The following is a 19989-nucleotide window of genomic DNA, read 5'->3' on the forward strand; positions in this document are numbered from 1 at the left end:
TTTTATATCGCTCATTATTAAAACGAATACTTTTACTGAGGTAAGCCAAAACGCTGCTTTGCTAATAACAACTGTTTTGAAGAGATACTATCCCCTTTCTCAACTCTATAGTGATTCATTTTTCTAAGCTTCTGAATATCTGAAGAAGCCATCACGTATTTTTTCTTATTAAAAATAATACCATCACCAACCAAATAAACATGCAGCTTAGTATTTAAACTTGGCATCATAAGTAAAAGCTCGTCTGAATGGTCGTATTCAGCTTTGGCCGGATTTACAGACCGCCCTAGTAAAATGGCATTATCGATTTTTTGTTTAAGTGTTGTAGCGCCCTGATGCCTAGCATAAACGACAGCGCCCTCACCCTGCTTAGATAGCCAATAAACTGATTGAATATATTGCTCTGTATGGGAGTCATACTGATGCTCATCTGTCGCTAATGCGTTCAAAGGTAAAACTAATCCTGCTACTAACAATAAAGTAGAAGTGAGTATTTTCATGAAGATATATCCTTAATAACAAATTTAATTTATACCAAACTTTTATATGACGAAAAGAAGCTGTTCATTAGCTGAGTAATACTTTCTTATTTTAATTTAAAATTAACGGCATAAATAACATAGTAAAATTGTACCTATACTAGGGCGTGTTGACCTTTCTAGGTCGAATTTTGTTCAATCTAAACGTTTTTTGATCGCGGCGTGACAAGTGTCGCTTGGTTATTCCAAGTAAGCGCGTCACAACAAAGAGCAAGAAACGTTTAGATGAACCCAAAGGCAGCGCTTGTTTGCCATTTATACTGCGTTATCGCAGTTGCGTGTGGAATAACCACACTTTACCTGCTCTGTCTTGTATAAATGACAAACAAACTGCTGCAAAAATGACCTCGAAAGGTCAACACGCCCTAGCTGTTGTCATATTTTTTTCATCTATTTTCTAACCTTTTTTCAATATAGGGTTTATGTTTATAAAGCTTGTTATTTTTTCTTATAACAAGCAACTACATAAGTAATGCTTAAAAATAATTAAATGCTTTCGAAAATATAAAAAAGCTAACGAAAGTTGAATACAAATAGAGCATTACTCATTTTTAAAACAACAATCAAACGTTAATACCTACTCCACAATATACGTGGTGTGTATTTCTTTGATTTTTTGGAAGGAAAATAAAAATGAAAAAAGTAAAACTTAGTCTTTTAAGTGCTGCATTACTTGCATTAGGTTTGCCTGCTCATGCAGCAACAGACCTATTTGCAGGTGAAGCATCAAGTGCACAATTAAAGAATAGTCTTATAAAAAAAGACTTTATTGAATCCGTTAGTAATTTTAATTTGAATAAAGGTGCGCTGGATTCATCCACAGCAGCACTAGACATTCAGCTTAACCAAAAGCTTAAAATTAAGTTCACTAAAACAAAAACGAGTAAAAGTAAGTCTGGTTCATTTATTTGGCAAGGCACTGCTTTAGAGAATGCTTCTTTAGGTAGCAGAATATCTGATGTGCTTAAACGCCAACAGAACTCGGCAATTTTAGTTGAAAACAACGGGAAAATTACGGGTACTGTACGTTACGATGGAAAACTTTACCGTATTCGCCCTACAGAAAATAACATTCATCGTGTAGAAGAAATTAACGAATCTAAAATGCCGCAAGATCACCATGACGGTTATGTAGATCCTGACAGTCGTCCACTAAGTAAAAACCTACCCGATGTTTCTACACAAGCAAACCCTGTTATTAACGTATTAGTGGCTTACACCTCATCAGCTGCAAGTCAGTCAGGCGGCATTAACGCATTAATTGACTTAGCGATTACCGAAACAAACAATGGTTATTCTACCAGCGGTGTTAATGCTAGTGTAGCACTAGTACATTCATATCAAGTGAACTATAGCGAAGCAAGCAATTCAGCAACCGATCTTAGCCGCTTAGCAGGCACCAGTGATGGTTACATGGATGAAGTGCACTCACTGCGCGATCAATACGGCGCTGACATGGTGGTGTTAGTAAACGACGTAAATGGTTATTGCGGTCAAGCTGATGCTATTTACGCAAACGCAAGCAGCGCCTTTGCAATTGTGGATTACGACTGTGCAACTGGTTACTACTCGTTTGGTCACGAATTAGGCCACCTTCAAGGTGCGCGTCACGACCCAGCAAACGATCCTACGTCATCTCCTTTTGCCTATGGTCATGGCTACCAAGACCCTAATCAGCAGTGGCGTACGGTAATGGCATATAACTGTAGTTCTGGTTGTACTCGCCAATTATTTTGGTCAAATCCTAATAGAACGCATCAAGGCAGAGCGACAGGTACAGCGTCAAGCAGCGACAACACTCGCGTACTAAACAATACAGCAGCAGAAATGGCAGCTTTTAGAGGCGGCGTTGTTGTTGGAAATAAGCTTGAAAACGGCGTTCCTGTTAATAACCTTTCAGCAAGCAAAGGTAGCACAATAAAGTATGAGCTAGATGTACCGTCTACAGCAACCAGTGTGCAATTTAACTCTTCTGGTGGCTCTGGCGATATGGACATGTATGTTAAATTTGGCTCACAACCTACCACCTCTAATTACGACTGTCGTTCATGGACAAATGGCAACTCTGAAAGCTGTTCATTTTCTTCGGCACAAAATGGCACATACTATGTGTTACTTAACGCTTACTCTACATTTAGTGGTGTTAGCTTAACAGGTGCTTATACAGAAGGATCGTCTGGCAGTTCTGGCAGCGAAACTAACCTTTCGGCAAGTCAGAACAATTGGAGCCGATATACTATTGATGTTCCAGCAGGGTCAAGCAAGCTTGAAGTAACCATTACTGGCGGTAGCGGTGACGCAGATTTATACTTAAACCGTTCTTCTGCACCTACCACGTCGTCTGGTACTTATGTTTGTCGCCCATGGAAAAGTGGCAATGAAGAAACCTGTACCATTAACAACCCAGCCGCAGGTACATGGCATGTTGGGGTTCACGCCTATTCTACTTACTCAGGTGTAACCTCTAATTGGTCTTACTAACTGCGTGTTTATAAATCAGTGTAATTAAGTTTATAGCCCGGTATTAAATAATCATACTGGGCTTTTTTATTATTCTTCAAATAGTAAACGTCTCGTTCTTAAACCCCTAGCTCAAACAGCGCTTGATTACTAAATAAATAATCCAAAAAAGCCTGAAGCTTTTTAGGTTTGTTCAACCCTAGTCGATAAACCGCATTAATTGCCATTGGCGGAACATGCCAACTTGGCAAAATGCGTACTAAACTCCCGCTATTCAATTCATCTTGAATATTATTAATGGGTAACTGTGCAATCCCAACAGCCTGAATAGCAGCTTGCTTCAGTGCTTGAACATTCGCGCAAAAAAAGTTGCCGTTCACGCTTACTACTCTCATATCTTCAGTACTCACAAAGCTCCATTCGGTATCTGAGTGATTATATTGAAAACGAATACAGTTATGGTGTATTAGATCATTTGGATCCAAAATGCTGGCATGATTTGAAATATACTCGGGACTCGCAACTAACACTCTGGTTGACTCACCTAACTGACGAGCGATTAATCTATCATCCCTTATTTGTCCTACACGAAATGCCAGATCAATACCTTCATTAAACAAGTCTTCAAATGAATACGACAGCTTTAATGCAATGGTGACCCTAGGAAATTGCGCTAAGAACTGAGGAATAACTGACTTAGAAATAAACTCACCTAGCGCGGGTGGAGCCGAAATGCGCAAAGTACCCTGAACCTGATCTTCCATAATATGAATATCATCTTTGAGGGCTTTAAAGTCACTAAGCAACTGCCGTGCCTTCGCACAAGCTACGTCACCTGACTCTGTTACTGTAATTTTTCTTGTTGACCGCTCAAGTAGTTGCGCATTCAAATGTGCTTCAAGTTTTGAAATTTCTTTACTGACTGTGGACTTCGGTAACCCCATAGATTCCGCGCTTTTAGTAATATTGAGTGTGTCACACACTGTCACGAATATTAGCAGTGTACGCATATCTATTGTTTCAAATTCACGAACATACATTTTCCATAAGCCTAATTGTTTGCATTTATAGACATAATAGAATGACCTTGTTTTTTCGACAACTCAATATTCAGGAGAATAACTATGTCAACACAATCTATCGCTTTAATTACTGGTTCAAATCGCGGTTTAGGTCTTGAAACAGCTAAACAATTATCTGCTCAAGGTATTAAAGTTATCCTTGCCGGACGCGACACTAGCCAACTAAATGGCATTATTGCTAATTGGAAAGGTGAAAATGCACCTGAAGATTTAGTAAAGCTTGATATTACAAATCAACAAGATATTGATGCTGTAGCAGACTATATTGCAACTAAATACGGCCACTTAGACATTCTTGTTAATAATGCAGGCATTGTTATTGAAGGTGACTGGGTGCAAAACAACAGTGAAAGCGTTTCTTTGGATGAGCTTAAAACAACATTTGACGTAAATTTATTTGGTCAAATTGCCTTAACTCAAAAATTACTGCCACTTATTAAAAAGAGCGAACAAGGCCGCATCGTTAATGTGAGCAGCATACTTGGCTCATTAGCAGTAAATGCCGACACTAACTCTGATTGGGCACCTGTGAAACCGTTTGCATACAATGCTTCAAAAGCTGCACTTAACTTATTTACGATTACGCTTAGCCAAGCATTAGCAGGCACTAATATTAAAGTTAACAGTGCACATCCGGGTTGGGTAAAAACAGACTTAGGTACTGAGCATGCACCTATGGTTGTTGAAGATGGCGCAAAAACCATTGTTCAATTAGCTCTGCTTGATGAAGGTGCGTCAACAGGTGGTTTTTACCACATGGAAGAAAGCCAGCCTTGGTAGGACAAGCGTTTACACCTGCAAATCATGGAGAGTCTCACTCTCCATTTTTTCAGCGTTATTCAATCATTCAACGTTATCCATAAATAATTGAAGTCTGTTCAACCCACACTGCAGGAAAAGCTATGTCATCCCTCACTAGAACTAACGAAAAACAGCCTCTTTTTTCACCTATCAATTTAGGAGGTATTTCGCTTAATAACCGCATAATTATGGCGCCATTAGCCCGTTCGCGAGCGGACGACAAACATCTACCAAATAATTTAATGCAGACGTATTATCAGCAAAGAGCGACAGCTGGGTTGATCATCACAGAAGCGACAATGGTACAACAAGGCCACTCTGCATTCATCAATGAACCGGGTATTTACTCAGATGAACAAATCGTAGGTTGGAGAAAAATCACTGATGCTGTTCATAAAGAAGGTGGCAAAATTGTTATGCAATTATGGCACGGTGGCAGAACATGCCATCCCTTACTTAACGATGGAAAAGCTCCCGTCGCACCTAGTGCAATCCCAATTACCAATGAGAAAGCCAGAACACCGTTTGGTGAACAAGAGTACACGACCCCACGAGCACTCACTGTTGAAGAGATTTTGGAGGTAGAGTCTAGTTTTGAACAAGCAGCAATTAATGCAAAACTCGCAGGGTTCGACGGCGTGGAAGTTCATGCGGCGAACGGCTATCTGCTTGACACCTTCTTAAGAGATGGCAGTAATAAACGCAACGATTTATATGGTGGAAGTATTGAAAACAGGGCGCGCATCGTAACCAACATTTTAGATAAAGTTATCTCGATATGGGGTAGTGACAAAGTCGGTATTCGTTTATCACCGAGCAATAGCTTCAATAGTATGCATGACAGTGACCCACTAGCATTAACGGTTTGGCTCGCTAAAAAGCTAAGCAAATACAATCTGGCTTATTTACACTTAATGCGAAGCGATTTTTTATCACTTGAAACGGCAGATATATTAACCGCGGCGCTAGAGCACTATTCAGGCAACCTTATTTCAAATATGGGTTATGACTATTCTGAAGCGAATAAGTCAATAATAGAAGGTGGAGTAGATGCAATATCATTCGGTAGGCCATTTATTGCAAACCCAGATTTGGTGGCACGCTTTAAAACAAGCGCACCGTTAAATGTATTAAATGAAAACACTATTTATACCGCTGGCCCTGAAGGTTATGTCGATTATCCCACAATGGCCTAGCAATATTTTCGTTTGGTGGCCTAATTCATTAATAATGCAGGGTCGAGCCGTTTATCTAACCAGTTAAAACGCCAATCTAAATGCGGGCCTGTAACACGGCCTGTGGCACCCACTTTGCCAATAACCTGCCCTTGCTTTATTTCTTGGTTTTCCATTACATCAACCGCACTCAGGTGTATGTAGGTTGACGTTAGTCCTAAGCCATGGTCGATAATAATAGTGCCACCAGAATAATACATATCAGCATGTGCTAACGTTACTTTTCCAGCTAATGGTGCCGCAACTGGTGTGCCCGTTTTAGCTGCTATATCTAATCCATAATGCGGGCGCTTAGGTTCACCATTAAAATACCGCTGGCTTCCATAAACACCAGAGATAGGCCCTTTAACAGGCTTTAACATGGGTGATAAAAAATCAAGCCGGTCAGATCTCACCGCTCTTGCATTGGCTATTTGAATATTGTCTTGCTTAATTCTGCTAAGTACTTCTGGTGGAGGGCTAACGTATTTTTTTGCAACCCCTTCGATACGTTGAATTTTATAATCACGCTTAGCAATATTAATCATATGTTTAACTGATTTTTTATCGCTGTTCGTAATTTCCAATACATGCTCTAGCTTATCGTCACGACCAAAGCCAAAAATAAAATCACCTTTAGCAGACATTTGCAATTGTTGCCCATTAAATGTAACGGTATTACCTTCGTCGGTTTTGCCAATGATTAATCCCCCTTGGGTGTAATCTCCGGATAACGATAACTCAATAGCAAATACGGGTTTAATCAAAAATGTAAAAAGGCTAAGTATTATACTTAGCCATAATGCACGATGGATTAAAGGCTGATTAAGCATAAGCAATCGCACCTTTACCTACCCCTTCAAAAGCCCTAACTTTATAATCACTTTCAGGATCTTGTTGTTTTAGGTCGTTTGCTATGTATTGTGCTAAACACTCAACAGTAGTATCGCAGTCAGTAATTTCGCAGTGCTCTTTTGCAATAACTAACTCAAATTCACCTTGCATGGCATTATATTTAAAGCAATGCACAGTGTTGCTAAACTTAGCTAAATCTAAAGCACTTTCACTTTCTGCCACCAAATCTTCTTCTGAACCTAAATAAATATCTTCCCAACGGTTAGCCCAATATTTATTAAGTCGTGGAGACAACAAGCTATTTTCAAAAATCATAATTTTTGAACGATGACCATGCGCAATACGCTGGCAATTACCATCGTGTTTCTTTAAACCATGGCTGTACTGATAATGAAATCCGTTAATCACTTCTTCACGCAGGTTAAGCGTTAGCTTTTTCACGTTACTAGGGAGAATAGGCTCAAGCACAGTTTTTAAGTAATCAATGATGGTGTCTTTAGAAATAACAGGCACATCAATTAGCGCGTAAGCATCTTTTGGACAGCTTAGTCCAATCATGCCATGTTTTTGTGATTCAAAATAAACTTGTTGCATTTGGCCGTTATTTATCAGCTCAAAGCCAGCATACTGAGTAGGAATTGCGAGCTTATGATCAACCGTATCATCAATCACATTTTTAATTTGTTTTTTTACTTTACCAAAATCGAGCACCATGTTTTGCTCGTCTAAGCCACCTTCAAGTTCAATATCAACAATCCAACTTTCACCTAACATACCGCGTTGCTGGCATAAATAAGAAAAATCGATGACAGTTAAATCTTCAACAAACAAAATCATAAAGTAAGTGACCTAAATTAATAAACAATCGTTAATGTCGACATTATATTGCACTCATCGCACAAAACCCACCCGTGTACCGTGCTAAACCGCTATTTTTTATGCTCAGTTAACCAATTATTAAGTAACTGAACCTGTCCGCAGGCCTTAGCCGCATACATTAATCGAATTGCATTACTGACTAACGTGGAGTCATCCCAACCACTGAGCTCACGCACATCTTCATAGCAGGTAATCGCGTCAGGCGACAAGTACGCCCTAATCTCTTTTTTGCCCGCCCCTTTTTGTTTATCACGATAACGTTTTTGTTTTTGTGCAGGTGTTAGTGCCATAACATTTATTCTTTTTTTTATTATTTTAATAAACTAAACAAGAAACTATTCAAACAGTCAAGTAATAGGCACAATCTAATTAAGTTATGAACAGCTGAATATTGTTAACAACTAAAATTAATAAAAAAATTCACTGTTCGGAGTTGTTTGGCGTACACGTGTACGCTAAATTATGCCCACTAAAATTTTAGACGAGACCTCGAGACCAATAATATGGAACAAAAAAGCAGTTACGAAAAAGAAGACTTAATCGCTTGTGGTAATGGTGAACTATTTGGACCAGGTAACAGCCGCCTACCATCAGATAATATGCTAATGATGGATCGCATTGTTGAAATTTCTGAAGAAGGTGGTGAATTTGGCAAAGGCTATGTAATTGCTGAATTAGATATTCATCCAGATTTGTGGTTTTTTGACTGCCACTTTAAAGAAGATCCGGTTATGCCAGGCTGCTTGGGTTTAGACGCTATGTGGCAACTCGTTGGTTTTTTTCTTGGTTGGAGTGGCGGGCCTGGCAAAGGCAGAGCATTAGGTGTAGGTGAAGTTAAATTTACTGGTCAAATACTACCTACTGCAAAGAAAGTGACTTATAAAATCAACTTTAAACGTGTTATTAAGCGCAAACTATTTATGGGTTTAGCCGACGGTAGTGTAGAAGTTGACGGCAAAGAAATTTATGTAGCTAAAGATTTAAAGGTTGGCCTTTTCCAAGATACTAGCCAGTTCTAAGCTAAAAGGTTTCGACCTAGAAAAACGTTAAAAGCCCCTTGAAATAAGGGGCTTCCTCCAACAAATCTTTGTCACTTTTTTATTTAGTTATTTGAATAACCCCAAACTTCGATCTTGGTTAGCTTCTCGCCAACCTCCTAGCCAATTCATCCGCGTTTCTAAGTTTTGGTATGGGCATGCATCTTTGTGCTTACCACTGAGTCCAGCTTTATATCCTTGAGAATGTGCTCTTTCAGAACGATCACGTTTTTGTCTTTTCATAGGCATTTTCCTCAGATTATTTTGTTATTCTTAGAGGCTTTTACTAAGCCCCATATATTAAATAGATTGAGTATTCACCAAGATCAAATCAAAAAATGTACTATTTTAATTGACTTCTTCTAATGTATTAAAATTGAATGATATTTAATCAGAAGTATTTTTTAATAAAAATGAAATTATTTTATGTTAGGGATAAAGGTGCACTGGCCTTTAAAGATTATTTGTTGCTGCAGGATATTTTATATCCCTCACAATTGAGAAATGCCCAATAATCGACACGATTTTTTTAATTTAAACAAAAAAGAAAATGAAGCGTCTGCTCTTTTTATACTAGGTTCATCAGGCTTAAAATTACTTTTGTAAACCTGCCATGTACATCAAAAACAATATCAACCCGCCGAAAAGCAGAATGCCAAATAACACCACTAGGCAAAGTGTTCTTGATTGACTCATTGACCTGCCTAGCTCTCTTACTTGCAGCAGCCCCAATGCAATTAACGTGTTTTCCATGAATTATTCCTCCTTCAGCACAAGTTTCTTCGCTATTAGATTAATATACCGTTTGATATAAAAATGGGCAGCGATACAAAAATAAGGCTTTCAGGGTTAAAAAACAACTGTAGTCACTACCCTAGTCATTAACTAAACCCACCTTTGTACTGCGTCGACAGAATCAAAAGGGCCTGTATTAAAGCAAATTTTAGCGTTTGGAGCTTGACTGTGAATCGTATTTATCAGCTTTTCAAAAAGCAAAAGATATTCGTCAATGGTGCGTACCCCCGCACCAATTAAAACACAGTCATAATCATTCTCTGATAAAAAGCCTGACAAATCATCAGTCGCCGCGTCTTCACCAGTGATCAACCCTAGCTTTGCTTCATACCCCATCGCGTTCATTTTATCTTTATCGCCTTCTAACGCGGCTCTTAATTTTTGAGGTGTTAAACCCGGCCACTTACTATAATCCACTGCATCAGGCTCCCAACCAACTAATAATACTTTTGCTTTTACTGACATTTTAATCTCCATTGTTTAAGGCTTATTAAGCCATTAAAGTAACGATGGAGAAATATTCTTTGCTATTTCTCCATCGTGCATTAATAAAGATTAGTTCATATGTTTTATTATTTCGTCGCCAAACTGCGAACAGGTGACTAATTTAGCGCCTTCCATTAAACGCTCAAAGTCATAAGTTACCGTCTTTGCACTAATCGCGCCCGACATTCCGTTTAGTACTAAGTCAGCTGCTTCTGTCCAGCCTATATGGCGAAGCATCATTTCAGCCGACAGTATTACTGACCCCGGATTTACTTTGTTTTGCCCTGCGTATTTAGGTGCTGTGCCATGCGTCGCTTCAAATATTGCTACTTCATCATTTAAATTAGCACCTGGTGCAATGCCAATCCCACCGACCTGAGCGGCAAGCGCATCTGACAAATAATCACCATTTAGGTTTAATGTAGCAATAACACTGTATTCAGCGGGCCTAAGTAGCACTTGTTGCAACATAGCGTCTGCAATCACATCTTTAATAATAATTTCTTGACCAGTTTTAGGATTGGTTATTGAGCACCATGGCCCACCATCAAGCAAGTCAGCACCAAACTCTTCGCGAGCAAGCTGATATCCCCAGTCTTTAAACGCGCCTTCGGTGTATTTCATAATATTACCTTTATGAACAAAGGTAACCGACTCACGGTTATTGTCTATGGCATATTGAATCGCTTTTCTTACTAACCTTTTTGTTCCTTCTTCTGATACTGGCTTCACCCCGATTCCACAATTTTCAGAAAAACGGATTTTATTAATGCCCATTTCTTCTTTTAGGAAGTTAATCACTTTTTCAGCGTCATCCGTGCCCGCTTGAAACTCAATACCAGCATAAATATCTTCAGAGTTTTCCCTGAAAATCACCATATCAACTTCGCATGGCTTTTTAACGGGACTCGGTACACCAGTGAACCATTGCACTGGACGTTGGCAAACGTAAAGATCTAAAATTTGGCGTAATGCAACGTTAAGCGAGCGAATACCACCACCAACTGGCGTGGTAAGAGGCCCTTTAATACCTACTTTGTATTTTTTGAAAAGTTCTACTGTTTCGTCTGGTAGCCAAGTGTCAGAGTTATAGTGTTGAGTGGCTTTTTCACCAGCATACACTTCCATCCATTCAAGCTTTTTGCTTTGGCCATAAGCTTTTTCAACGGCGGCATTGACGACTTTTATCATTGGTGGGGTTACATCAATACCAATTCCATCCCCTTCAATATAAGGAATAATTGGATTGTTTGGCACGTTCAGTTTGCCGTTTTCGTAGGTAATGGCTTGTCCATTTTCAGGAATGGTAACTTTACTTGTCATCGTTAATTCTCCTTTAGTGTGGATTTTAGCGAGCTGAAACAACCAAGTAGCAAAATTACGTATAGCTATACCGTTTTTTTGAGGCGTACCCAATTTTCGTTGGTATAGCTGCTTAAATTAGCCACTTAACAACACGTCTAAATAGATAGATCACGAAGCTGGGAAATTGCTTTACTTAAAAGTAACACAGATATTTTGGCTTGCTATATTCATGTTAGCTATAGTGGCTATATCAACATGCACTGCAAGAAAAGATAAGACAGTAGTGAAATTGAAGAAGAGACTGTTATATAAAAAGGCTAAGCATATGCTTAGCCTTAACGATAGGAAATTTATTCTTAAAGTAGAATTGATAAGATAAAGTTCAATGTTTGACTAGGACGCATCGCAGCATCTGCTAGTGCATTGTCTGGCTTGTAGTAACCACCAATATCCATTGCAATACCTTGCGCAGAATTTAACTCATCAACAATCTTCTCTTCGTTTTTAGCGAATGCTTTAGCAACACTATAGAAGTTCATTTTTAAGTCTAAATCTTGCTCTTGCTCAGCAAGTGCTTGTGCCCAATACATTGCTAGGTAGAAATGGCTACCACGGTTATCAAGCTCTTTTACTTTACGAGAAGGCGACTTATTGTTTTCTAAGAACTTAGCCGTTGCTTGGTCAAGCGTGTCAGCTAAGATTTTAGCTTTACCATTACCTGTTACATTGCTGTAATGCTCTAAAGACGCAGCTAACGCTAAAAACTCACCTAATGAATCCCAACGTAAGTGGTTTTCTTTTTCAAACTGTTGAACATGCTTCGGCGCAGAGCCACCAGCACCAGTCTCAAACAAACCACCGCCATTCATTAGTGGAACAATAGATAGCATTTTAGCACTTGTGCCCAACTCAAGAATTGGGAATAAATCTGTTAAATAGTCACGAAGTACGTTACCCGTTACCGATATCGTATCTTGGCCTTCTTTCATACGCGCTAATGAAAATTCAGTCGCTTGAACAGGTGCCATAATACGAATATCTAAACCATCTGTATCATGTGTTGGTAAGTATTCATTAACTTTAGCAATGAGTTGAGCATCATGAGCACGGTTTTCGTCTAACCAGAATACAGCTGGTGCGCCTGTCGCACGAGCACGATTAACAGCTAGTTTCACCCAGTCTTGAATTGGCGCGTCTTTAACCTGACACATTCTCCAAATATCACCTTGCTCAACATCGTGCTGAAGTAATACGTCGCCATTAGCATTGATCACTTTAATAGTGCCCGCTTCAGGCATTTCAAACGTTTTATCGTGTGAACCGTACTCTTCTGCTTTTTGCGCCATTAAACCAACATTGGGTACTGTACCCATCGTTGCAGGATCAAACGCACCGTTTTTCTTACAAAAATCGATCGTTGCTTGGTATACGCCTGAATAACAGCGGTCTGGAATTACTGCTTTAGTATCTTTTTGTTTTCCATCTGGACCCCACATTTGACCAGATGTTCTAATCATTGCAGGCATTGAAGCATCAATGATGATGTCACTAGGTACATGTAAATTAGTAATACCTTTATCTGAATCCACCATTGCCATTGCTGGACGAGCGTCGTATACCGCGGCTAAATCAGCTTCAATCTCTGCTTTTTTATCTTCTGGTAAACGGTCAAGCTTGCTGTACACATCACCAATACCGTTATTAGTATCTACACCTAGTTGTTCAAAAACGGCTGCGTGTTTTTCAAATACATCTTTATAGAACACCTTAACAGCGTGACCGAAAATAATAGGATCCGACACTTTCATCATTGTTGCTTTCATATGTAATGAAAATAACACATCTTGTTTTTTCGCATCTTCAACTTGCGCTTCTAAAAAGCTCACAAGTTTTGACTTGCTCATTACTGATGCATCAACAATTTCACCTTTTTGCAGGTTAAGGTGCTCTTTTAACACTTTTGTTGCACCAGCCGTGTTTGTAAATTCAATTGAAACTTGCGTTTCTTCTGCCACAGTGTGAGATTGTTCACTACCGTAGAAATCACCTTCAGACATACTCGCAACGTGTGACTTTGAGTCACTCGCCCATGCGCCCATAGAATGCGGATTCTTACGTGCATATTGTTTTACTGGTACTGGTGCACGGCGGTCTGAGTTACCTTCACGTAATACAGGGTTTACTGCACTACCTTTAATTTTGTCGTACGTACGCTTAATTGATTCTTCCGCTTCGTTTTGCGGCTCTTCAGGGTAATTAGGTAAGTTGTAACCTTTTGCTTGAAGCTCTTTAATCGTAGCAATTAATTGAGGAATAGAAGCACTGATGTTAGGTAATTTAATGATATTCGCTTCAGGTGTTTTTGCTAATTCACCTAACTCAGCTAAATCATCACTAATGCGTTGTTCTTTTTCTAAATACTTAGGAAAGCTCGCAATAATACGGCCAGCTAACGAGATATCACGCGTTTCCACGTCAATACCGCATGGCGATGTATATGCTTTTACAATAGGAAGGAACGAATGAGTCGCCAACGCAGGCGCTTCATCAGTGATGGTATAAATGATCTTCGAAGTATCAGTTGACATATGTTTTCCTAACTTAGTTACAATATTACCCAGAAAAATATTTAGGCATGTTTGCTTTGGCTTGGGTTTAATCAGTACGAACCACATTCGCCGTTAATGTAATAGCGTTTGTGTAATAGCAGTATAAAACCCAAATTTATTATCAGCGCGACATAGTAACTAAATTCATTACGCTTTAAAATACTCGACTAAAAGATTAGGTTTATATAAATGGGAAACAATTCGTGACATCACGCCAACGAAAGAGCACATATAAAGCAACTGATAAAGAAGGGAAATCTCACGCTAAACGATCTTTTCACAACAAGAAGCCTGCTCAAGCCCAGCAACCTAAAAAGCAAATTCTCGTCTTATTTAATAAGCCATTTGACGTATTAAGCCAATTTACGGACGATGCGAAACGCGCCACATTAGCTGACTACATTGATATTCCTAACGTTTACGCGGCAGGCCGCTTAGACAAAGACAGTGAAGGTTTACTATTACTGACTAATAACGGCAAGCTTCAACATAAATTAGCTAACCCCAGCCAAAAAACGGAAAAAGAATATTGGGTTCAAGTAGAAGGCATACCAACTGATGATGCCCTAGGTGCACTACGCAGTGGTGTTGAATTAAAAGATGGGCTAACGCTGCCGGCTAAAGTAAACATTATTGATGAGCCTGAAATAGTATGGCCACGAAACCCTCCTATCCGTGAACGAAAAAATATTCCCACCACCTGGCTCTCAATTAAAATAACCGAAGGACGTAACAGGCAAGTTAGACGCATGACCGCACATATCGGTCACCCCACACTGCGACTCATACGCTATAGTATTGGTCAATATACCCTTAATGGTATAGCGAATGGCGAATTCAAAGTGTATTAATTTTTAGGAAGATACCTGCATGTTTAAACCAAATGCAACGGTTGCAGCAATTGTAAAATTTGAAGATAAATATTTATTGGTTGAAGAAAAAGACAAGCAAACTGGCGATATTGTATTTAATCAACCCGCTGGGCATTTAGAACATAACGAATCGCTCCTTGACGCCGTTTCAAGAGAGTTAAAAGAAGAAACAGGTTACTTACTGCAACCGGACTACTTATTAGGCGTGTATCAATACACAGCGCCAAGTAACAACACAACCTATTTACGCTTTTGTTTTATTTTTGAGCCCGCATTTAAACCTTCTGGCTTTGGTCCAAGTGATAGCGACATAATCAATACGCATTGGCTAACCTACTCAGAGCTATCGGCCAAACCCTTACGCAGCCCACTAGTTGTAAAATGCATAGACGATTACTTAGCAGGACAAAAGTTGCCGTTAACTGCAATCCATAGATTTAATTAACTTTACACATATAGCTTGCGTTGAAATGTCAAAATCATCTATGTCATGAATAAAAAGCTTAAGCGACTTATATCATCGTGATATAATCCGCGCCCTAAATTTCCATGTAACCATTCACGTTTATGCATTTGCTACTTTTACTCAATCAATTGGGTGCAAGTAATGTAAATAGCAATAAACGATGGCTTAAGTAAGATATTTATCCTTTATGAAAGATAATAGTCAAATAAAAGTAATTGTCGGCATGTCTGGTGGTGTCGACTCATCCGTTTCTGCATACCTACTTCAACAGCAAGGCTACCAAGTAGAAGGCTTGTTTATGAAGAATTGGGAAGAAGACGATACAGATGAATACTGCGCTGCTGCTGAAGATCTAAAAGATGCTGAAGCGGTATGTGAAAAGCTTGGCATTGAACTTCATACGGTTAATTTTGCAGCCGAGTATTGGGATAATGTATTTGAATATTTTCTTGCTGAATATAAAGCAGGACGCACACCGAATCCTGATATTATGTGTAACAAGGAAATTAAGTTTAAAGCGTTTTTAGAATTTGCTGCTGAAGCCTTGGGGGCCGATTATATTGCGACTGGTCACTATGTTCAGCGCAAAGAAGTTGATGGCCATTGGAAAATGGTACGCGGTTTAGACAACAACAAAGACCAAAGTTATTTTTTATATACCATTGGTGAAGAACACATTGCACAAACCCTGTTTCCTGTTGGCGGTTTAGAAAAACCAGAAGTACGCAAAATCGCCGAAGAACAAGGCTTAATCACACACGACAAAAAAGACAGCACGGGCATTTGTTTCATTGGCGAGCGCAAATTTAAAGACTTTTTGCAGCAATATTTACCTGCACAGCCTGGTGACATTCAGAATGTTGACGGGGAAGTCATTGGTAAGCACGAAGGACTAATGTATCACACCATTGGCCAACGTAAAGGCTTACAAATTGGTGGACTAGCGAATGCTAGTGAAGAACCTTGGTATGTTGTTGAAAAAGATCTTATCAATAATATTTTAATTGTAGCGCAAGGCCGTAAACACCCTCGCCTATTCTCTAATGGCTTAGTGGCAGAACAGTTACATTGGGTAGATCGCACAGGTCCTTCTGGCACAGTAAAATGCACCGTAAAAACACGTTATCGTCAAGAAGATATTCCATGCACTATGGTTGTGGGTACTGACGGCTGTGTACGCGTCTTGTTTGATGAGCCTCAATCCTCTGTAACGCCTGGACAATCGGCCGTGTTCTATGACGGTGAATTTTGTTTGGGTGGTGGAATAATTAATGAGGTTATTCACTAGTTATGGCGCAACAAAATAACGATAGGTTAATGGCCTTAGCGGCAGTTTGCTTTGCCGCTTCATCGGTGCAACAAGTAGCCCGCACTGGCGAAATAGACGATGACAGCCTTTCATTGATGCTAAATAGCATTTTAGCATTAACGCCAGAAAAACCGGCTGATGTTTATCCTAATAAATATTTATTACAAAAAGGCTACGACCTGATTCGAGAGCAACTTGGCAACAGTAAACAAAAAGATATTGAAATTACAAGATATATCGTTGGTTTACTGGCACTTGAGCGCAAGCTGAGTAAAAACAAAAATGCGCTACAATCGTTAGCCGACAAACTTAGCCAAGTAGAACGTCAACTTACTCACTTTAGTATTACTGATGATAATATCGTGGCGTCACTAGCAGATATCTATTCACAGCAAGTTAGTCCCTTAGGCGCACGCATTCAGGTGGTCGGTAAGCCCATTCTGTTACAGCAAAAGCATAACCAAAATAAAATTCGTGCACTGTTGCTAGCAGGCATTCGTGCCGCAGTACTTTGGCGACAACTAGGCGGTAAGCGCCGACACATTTTATTTTCGCGGAAACAAATTCTAAATCAGTTAAATTAACCCTATAAAATAAGCATATCTCTCAATACAGGAGAACACATGGAACTTTCAGCTTTAACTGCAATATCTCCGATTGATGGCCGTTATGGCAGTAAATCAATAGAATTACGCTCCATATTTAGCGAATTTGGTTTAACCAAATACCGCGTAACCGTAGAAGTAAGATGGTTACAAAAACTTGCTGCCACACCTGCTATTAAAGAAGTTCCTGCCTTTAGCGATGACGCTAACTCTCTATTAAACAGTATTGTTGAAAACTTTAGCGAAGCCGATGCCGCACGTTGTAAAGAGATTGAACGCACGACTAATCATGATGTAAAAGCAGTTGAATACTTTTTGAAAGAAAAAGTAAGCAACCACGATGAATTAAATGCGATTAATGAATTTATTCATTTTGCTTGCACATCAGAAGACATTAACAATTTATCGCACGGCCTAATGCTGAAGGAAGCAAGAGAGTCGGTGATTTTACCGTATTGCGACAAAATTTTAGCTGAAATTAAAGCATTAGCGTTAGAACATAAAGCAGTTCCAATGATGGCAAGAACTCATGGCCAGCCAGCGTCTCCCACCACGTTGGGTAAAGAAATGGCAAATGTGTATACGCGCTTAAAGCAACAGCGGAGCCAAATTGCCAGCGTAGATATACTTGGTAAAATTAACGGTGCAGTAGGCAACTACAACGCTCATCTGTCTGCTTATCCTGAGCATAACTGGCACCAGCATTCAGAAGAGTTTGTTACCAGCTTAGGCCTAAGCTGGAATGCGTACACCACTCAAATTGAGCCGCACGACTATATTGCTGAACTATTTGATGCCATAGCACGCTTTAATACAATCTTAATTGATTTTGATCGCGATATCTGGGGCTATATCGCACTTGGTCATTTCAAACAAAAAACGGTTGCTGGTGAAATCGGCTCTTCAACGATGCCGCATAAAGTAAATCCAATCGACTTTGAAAACTCAGAAGGTAATTTAGGTTTAGCAAATGCGATTTTTGCACACCTTGCAACAAAACTGCCTATTTCAAGATGGCAGCGCGACTTAACTGATTCTACTGTACTTAGAAACTTAGGTGTGGGTGTAGCGCACTCAACAGTGGCTTATCAGGCGACGCTTAAAGGGATCAGCAAGCTACAGGTAAATGAAGAAAGCTTATTAAATGAGCTTGATCAAAACTGGGAGCTATTAGCAGAGCCAATCCAAACTGTTATGCGCCGTTTTGGTATTGAAAAGCCGTACGAAAAACTAAAAGAACTAACTCGTGGCAAACGTGTTAATCAAGCGATTATGGCTGAATTTGTTGACGGCCTAGATATGCCTGACCACGCCAAACAAGCGTTAAAACAATTAACCCCTGCTAATTACATTGGCAATGCTATCGAATTAGTAGAACAATTAGACTAGTATAGTAGCTTCTACATGTAGTTTATTAAGGCGAAAGAAATTCTTTCGCCTTTTTTTGTTTCTCATTTTACACTAGGGCCTGCCCTAAGTATCAACATTATTTTTCAGGTGTTTTTTATGTACCACTTAAGCTTTGACTCACTAACGCCACAACAGTTTTTATCTGAATACTGGCAAAAAAAGCCGCTACTGATTAAGTCTGGGTTTAAAGACTTTGACGATCCTATTTCTCCAGATGAACTTGCTGGCCTAGCCGCTGAAGAGTTTATAGAGTCGCGAATCGTAAAAAATGAAGCAAAGTGGGATGTTGAGCATGGGCCATTTGAAACTTTTGAGCAATATGGCAACACGCATTGGACCTTGTTAGTGCAAGCGGTAGATCAATGGCATGAACATGCTGCCCAATTATTGGAGCCATTCCGTTTTATTCCTAATTGGCGAATTGATGATTTAATGGTGAGCTTTTCCACACCTAAAGGCGGGGTTGGCCCGCACTTAGATCAATACGATGTTTTTATTGTTCAAGGTGAAGGTAAACGCCACTGGAAAGTGGGTGCACAAAACCATGCAATGCAGCAACATACACCTCATCAAGACTTACTTCAGGTCGGGTCGTTTGAGCCTGTTATCGATGCCATTTTAGAGCCTGGTGACATTTTATATATTCCGCCAGGGTGTCCGCACGAAGGCTACGCAATTATCCCTAGCATGAATTACTCAATCGGCTTCAGAGCACCAAACCAAGAAGATATGCTTAGCAGCTTTGTTGACTTGATAATTGACCAAGAGAAAGGCCTCACGCGCTATCAAGATCCAGAGTTAACGGTGTCTGAATCACCAGGTAATATCGATAATGATGTATTCAAAAAAGTCCAAGCCTTAATGATGGAAAGCATGGAAGATCCAACTTTCTTTAAACAATGGTTTGCTAAGTTTATTACTGAGCCAAAATATGATTTTGACATTGAAAGACCTGAACCAGCATACGAAGCAGATGAAGTGCAACAACTACTAGCGCAGCAAGATATTGCCATAAAACGTACAGGCGGTGTTAGAATAAGTTATTACCTAGATAACGATGAAGTTGTACTTGCGGTGCAATCATTCCTATTTAGATGTGATAAACATCAGCTGCCTTTAATTCAAGCGTTAACTGATAACGAGCTAGTGACAACGCAAATGATAAATAGTTCATTAAATGAATTGGAAAACGTTGAACTGTTAACTACACTTTTAAATGAAGGCTTATGGTTTTTTGTGGAGTAACCAATATACAGGCAACCGTT

20 protein-coding genes are annotated in these 19989 nt (G+C 39.5%); 10 read left to right on the forward strand and 10 right to left on the reverse strand.

Going from position 1 to position 19989, the window contains the following annotated elements; translation table 11 throughout:
* Positions 1 to 32 precede the first annotated feature (32 nt).
* Positions 33 to 500, reverse strand: a complete 468-nt coding sequence (locus HUU81_RS09695) for a hypothetical protein (RefSeq protein WP_199608758.1) — start codon at positions 498 to 500, stop codon at positions 33 to 35.
* A gap of 672 nt (positions 501 to 1172) precedes the next feature.
* Here HUU81_RS09695 and HUU81_RS09700 point away from each other — a divergent pair.
* A complete protein-coding gene (locus HUU81_RS09700) occupies positions 1173 to 3020 on the forward strand; it encodes a pre-peptidase C-terminal domain-containing protein (protein WP_199608759.1) in 1848 nt (615 codons plus the stop codon).
* Between the two features lie 98 nt (positions 3021 to 3118).
* Here the strand turns inward: HUU81_RS09700 and HUU81_RS09705 are convergent, their stop codons facing one another.
* Positions 3119 to 4039, reverse strand: a complete 921-nt coding sequence (locus HUU81_RS09705; RefSeq protein WP_199608760.1) for a LysR family transcriptional regulator — start codon at positions 4037 to 4039, stop codon at positions 3119 to 3121.
* Between the two features lie 84 nt (positions 4040 to 4123).
* On the opposite strand from HUU81_RS09705, the gene HUU81_RS09710 reads away from it, so the two are divergent.
* Positions 4124 to 4861 carry an SDR family oxidoreductase gene (locus HUU81_RS09710; RefSeq protein WP_199608761.1) on the forward strand — a complete coding sequence of 246 codons (738 nt, stop codon included), beginning with the start codon at positions 4124 to 4126 and terminating at the stop codon, positions 4859 to 4861.
* A 122-nt stretch (positions 4862 to 4983) separates the two neighbouring features.
* Complete coding sequence (locus HUU81_RS09715) at positions 4984 to 6078, forward strand: alkene reductase (protein WP_199608762.1); 1095 nt, start codon at positions 4984 to 4986, stop codon at positions 6076 to 6078.
* 20 nt (positions 6079 to 6098) lie between these two features.
* Here the strand turns inward: HUU81_RS09715 and HUU81_RS09720 are convergent, their stop codons facing one another.
* From HUU81_RS09720 to HUU81_RS09730, 3 genes are all read right to left on the reverse strand, one after another.
* Positions 6099 to 6929 carry a M23 family metallopeptidase gene (locus HUU81_RS09720; protein ID WP_199608763.1) on the reverse strand — a complete coding sequence of 277 codons (831 nt, stop codon included), beginning with the start codon at positions 6927 to 6929 and terminating at the stop codon, positions 6099 to 6101.
* Positions 6922 to 7788: a 6-pyruvoyl trahydropterin synthase family protein gene (locus tag HUU81_RS09725; protein WP_199608764.1), complete on the reverse strand. Its 867-nt coding sequence runs from the start codon at positions 7786 to 7788 to the stop codon at positions 6922 to 6924. Before HUU81_RS09725 ends, HUU81_RS09720 begins: the two co-directional genes overlap by 8 nt.
* A 92-nt stretch (positions 7789 to 7880) precedes the next feature.
* Entirely contained in the window at positions 7881 to 8120 is a 240-nt protein-coding gene (locus HUU81_RS09730; RefSeq protein WP_199608765.1) for a hypothetical protein, read from the reverse strand.
* Between the two features lie 213 nt (positions 8121 to 8333).
* Between HUU81_RS09730 and fabA the strand changes: the two genes are divergently transcribed.
* Positions 8334 to 8849 (forward strand): bifunctional 3-hydroxydecanoyl-ACP dehydratase/trans-2-decenoyl-ACP isomerase, encoded by a 516-nt coding sequence (gene fabA, locus HUU81_RS09735; RefSeq protein WP_199608766.1) that lies wholly within the window; start codon positions 8334 to 8336, stop codon positions 8847 to 8849.
* 87 nt (positions 8850 to 8936) lie between these two features.
* On the opposite strand, the gene rmf is transcribed toward fabA, so the two are convergent.
* The 5 genes from rmf to HUU81_RS09760 form a co-directional block, all read right to left on the reverse strand.
* Positions 8937 to 9110, reverse strand: a complete 174-nt coding sequence (gene rmf / locus HUU81_RS09740; RefSeq protein ID WP_199608767.1) for a ribosome modulation factor — start codon at positions 9108 to 9110, stop codon at positions 8937 to 8939.
* 351 nt (positions 9111 to 9461) lie between these two features.
* The gene (locus HUU81_RS09745) at positions 9462 to 9620 is read right to left on the reverse strand and encodes a hypothetical protein (protein ID WP_199608768.1); all 159 of its coding nucleotides are present in this window, start codon (positions 9618 to 9620) and stop codon (positions 9462 to 9464) included.
* Between the two features lie 132 nt (positions 9621 to 9752).
* A complete protein-coding gene (locus HUU81_RS09750; RefSeq protein ID WP_199608769.1) occupies positions 9753 to 10127 on the reverse strand; it encodes a hypothetical protein in 375 nt (124 codons plus the stop codon).
* 90 nt (positions 10128 to 10217) lie between these two features.
* Complete coding sequence (gene icd, locus HUU81_RS09755) at positions 10218 to 11471, reverse strand: NADP-dependent isocitrate dehydrogenase (RefSeq protein WP_199608770.1); 1254 nt, start codon at positions 11469 to 11471, stop codon at positions 10218 to 10220.
* A gap of 338 nt (positions 11472 to 11809) precedes the next feature.
* Positions 11810 to 14041 carry an NADP-dependent isocitrate dehydrogenase gene (locus HUU81_RS09760; protein WP_199608771.1) on the reverse strand — a complete coding sequence of 744 codons (2232 nt, stop codon included), beginning with the start codon at positions 14039 to 14041 and terminating at the stop codon, positions 11810 to 11812.
* Positions 14042 to 14265: 224 nt separating this feature from the next.
* Between HUU81_RS09760 and HUU81_RS09765 the strand changes: the two genes are divergently transcribed.
* The 6 genes from HUU81_RS09765 (at position 14266) to HUU81_RS09790 (ending at position 19969) form a co-directional block, all read left to right on the forward strand.
* Positions 14266 to 14913: an rRNA large subunit pseudouridine synthase E gene (locus HUU81_RS09765; RefSeq protein ID WP_199608772.1), complete on the forward strand. Its 648-nt coding sequence runs from the start codon at positions 14266 to 14268 to the stop codon at positions 14911 to 14913.
* Positions 14914 to 14932: 19 nt separating this feature from the next.
* A complete protein-coding gene (locus tag HUU81_RS09770) occupies positions 14933 to 15379 on the forward strand; it encodes an NUDIX hydrolase (protein WP_199608773.1) in 447 nt (148 codons plus the stop codon).
* A gap of 208 nt (positions 15380 to 15587) precedes the next feature.
* Complete coding sequence (mnmA, locus tag HUU81_RS09775) at positions 15588 to 16688, forward strand: tRNA 2-thiouridine(34) synthase MnmA (RefSeq protein WP_199608774.1); 1101 nt, start codon at positions 15588 to 15590, stop codon at positions 16686 to 16688.
* 2 nt (positions 16689 to 16690) lie between these two features.
* Complete coding sequence (gene hflD, locus HUU81_RS09780) at positions 16691 to 17293, forward strand: high frequency lysogenization protein HflD (RefSeq protein ID WP_199608775.1); 603 nt, start codon at positions 16691 to 16693, stop codon at positions 17291 to 17293.
* Positions 17294 to 17332: 39 nt separating this feature from the next.
* Positions 17333 to 18703, forward strand: coding sequence for an adenylosuccinate lyase (gene purB, locus HUU81_RS09785; RefSeq protein WP_199608776.1), 1371 nt, complete (start codon positions 17333 to 17335; stop codon positions 18701 to 18703).
* A 117-nt stretch (positions 18704 to 18820) separates the two neighbouring features.
* Positions 18821 to 19969: a cupin domain-containing protein gene (locus HUU81_RS09790; RefSeq protein WP_199608777.1), complete on the forward strand. Its 1149-nt coding sequence runs from the start codon at positions 18821 to 18823 to the stop codon at positions 19967 to 19969.
* Positions 19970 to 19989 lie beyond the last annotated feature (20 nt).

The sequence above is a fragment of the Flocculibacter collagenilyticus genome, from assembly GCF_016469335.1.
Taxonomy (GTDB): Bacteria; Pseudomonadota; Gammaproteobacteria; order Enterobacterales; family Alteromonadaceae; genus Flocculibacter; species Flocculibacter collagenilyticus.

Excerpts from the sequence above, each read along its gene's own strand:
- HUU81_RS09695 (WP_199608758.1), bottom strand. The coding sequence starts at position 500 with ATGAAAATACTCACTTCTACTTTATTGTTAGTAGCAGGATTAGTTTTA.
- HUU81_RS09700 (WP_199608759.1), top strand. The coding sequence starts at position 1,173 with ATGAAAAAAGTAAAACTTAGTCTTTTAAGTGCTGCATTACTTGCATTA.
- HUU81_RS09705 (WP_199608760.1), bottom strand. The coding sequence starts at position 4,039 with ATGTATGTTCGTGAATTTGAAACAATAGATATGCGTACACTGCTAATA.
- HUU81_RS09710 (WP_199608761.1), top strand. The coding sequence starts at position 4,124 with ATGTCAACACAATCTATCGCTTTAATTACTGGTTCAAATCGCGGTTTA.
- HUU81_RS09715 (WP_199608762.1), top strand. The coding sequence starts at position 4,984 with ATGTCATCCCTCACTAGAACTAACGAAAAACAGCCTCTTTTTTCACCT.
- HUU81_RS09720 (WP_199608763.1), bottom strand. The coding sequence starts at position 6,929 with ATGCTTAATCAGCCTTTAATCCATCGTGCATTATGGCTAAGTATAATA.
- HUU81_RS09725 (WP_199608764.1), bottom strand. The coding sequence starts at position 7,788 with ATGATTTTGTTTGTTGAAGATTTAACTGTCATCGATTTTTCTTATTTA.
- HUU81_RS09730 (WP_199608765.1), bottom strand. The coding sequence starts at position 8,120 with ATGGCACTAACACCTGCACAAAAACAAAAACGTTATCGTGATAAACAA.
- fabA (WP_199608766.1), top strand. The coding sequence starts at position 8,334 with ATGGAACAAAAAAGCAGTTACGAAAAAGAAGACTTAATCGCTTGTGGT.
- rmf (WP_199608767.1), bottom strand. The coding sequence starts at position 9,110 with ATGAAAAGACAAAAACGTGATCGTTCTGAAAGAGCACATTCTCAAGGA.
- HUU81_RS09745 (WP_199608768.1), bottom strand. The coding sequence starts at position 9,620 with ATGGAAAACACGTTAATTGCATTGGGGCTGCTGCAAGTAAGAGAGCTA.
- HUU81_RS09750 (WP_199608769.1), bottom strand. The coding sequence starts at position 10,127 with ATGTCAGTAAAAGCAAAAGTATTATTAGTTGGTTGGGAGCCTGATGCA.
- icd (WP_199608770.1), bottom strand. The coding sequence starts at position 11,471 with ATGACAAGTAAAGTTACCATTCCTGAAAATGGACAAGCCATTACCTAC.
- HUU81_RS09760 (WP_199608771.1), bottom strand. The coding sequence starts at position 14,041 with ATGTCAACTGATACTTCGAAGATCATTTATACCATCACTGATGAAGCG.
- HUU81_RS09770 (WP_199608773.1), top strand. The coding sequence starts at position 14,933 with ATGTTTAAACCAAATGCAACGGTTGCAGCAATTGTAAAATTTGAAGAT.
- mnmA (WP_199608774.1), top strand. The coding sequence starts at position 15,588 with ATGAAAGATAATAGTCAAATAAAAGTAATTGTCGGCATGTCTGGTGGT.
- hflD (WP_199608775.1), top strand. The coding sequence starts at position 16,691 with ATGGCGCAACAAAATAACGATAGGTTAATGGCCTTAGCGGCAGTTTGC.
- purB (WP_199608776.1), top strand. The coding sequence starts at position 17,333 with ATGGAACTTTCAGCTTTAACTGCAATATCTCCGATTGATGGCCGTTAT.
- HUU81_RS09790 (WP_199608777.1), top strand. The coding sequence starts at position 18,821 with ATGTACCACTTAAGCTTTGACTCACTAACGCCACAACAGTTTTTATCT.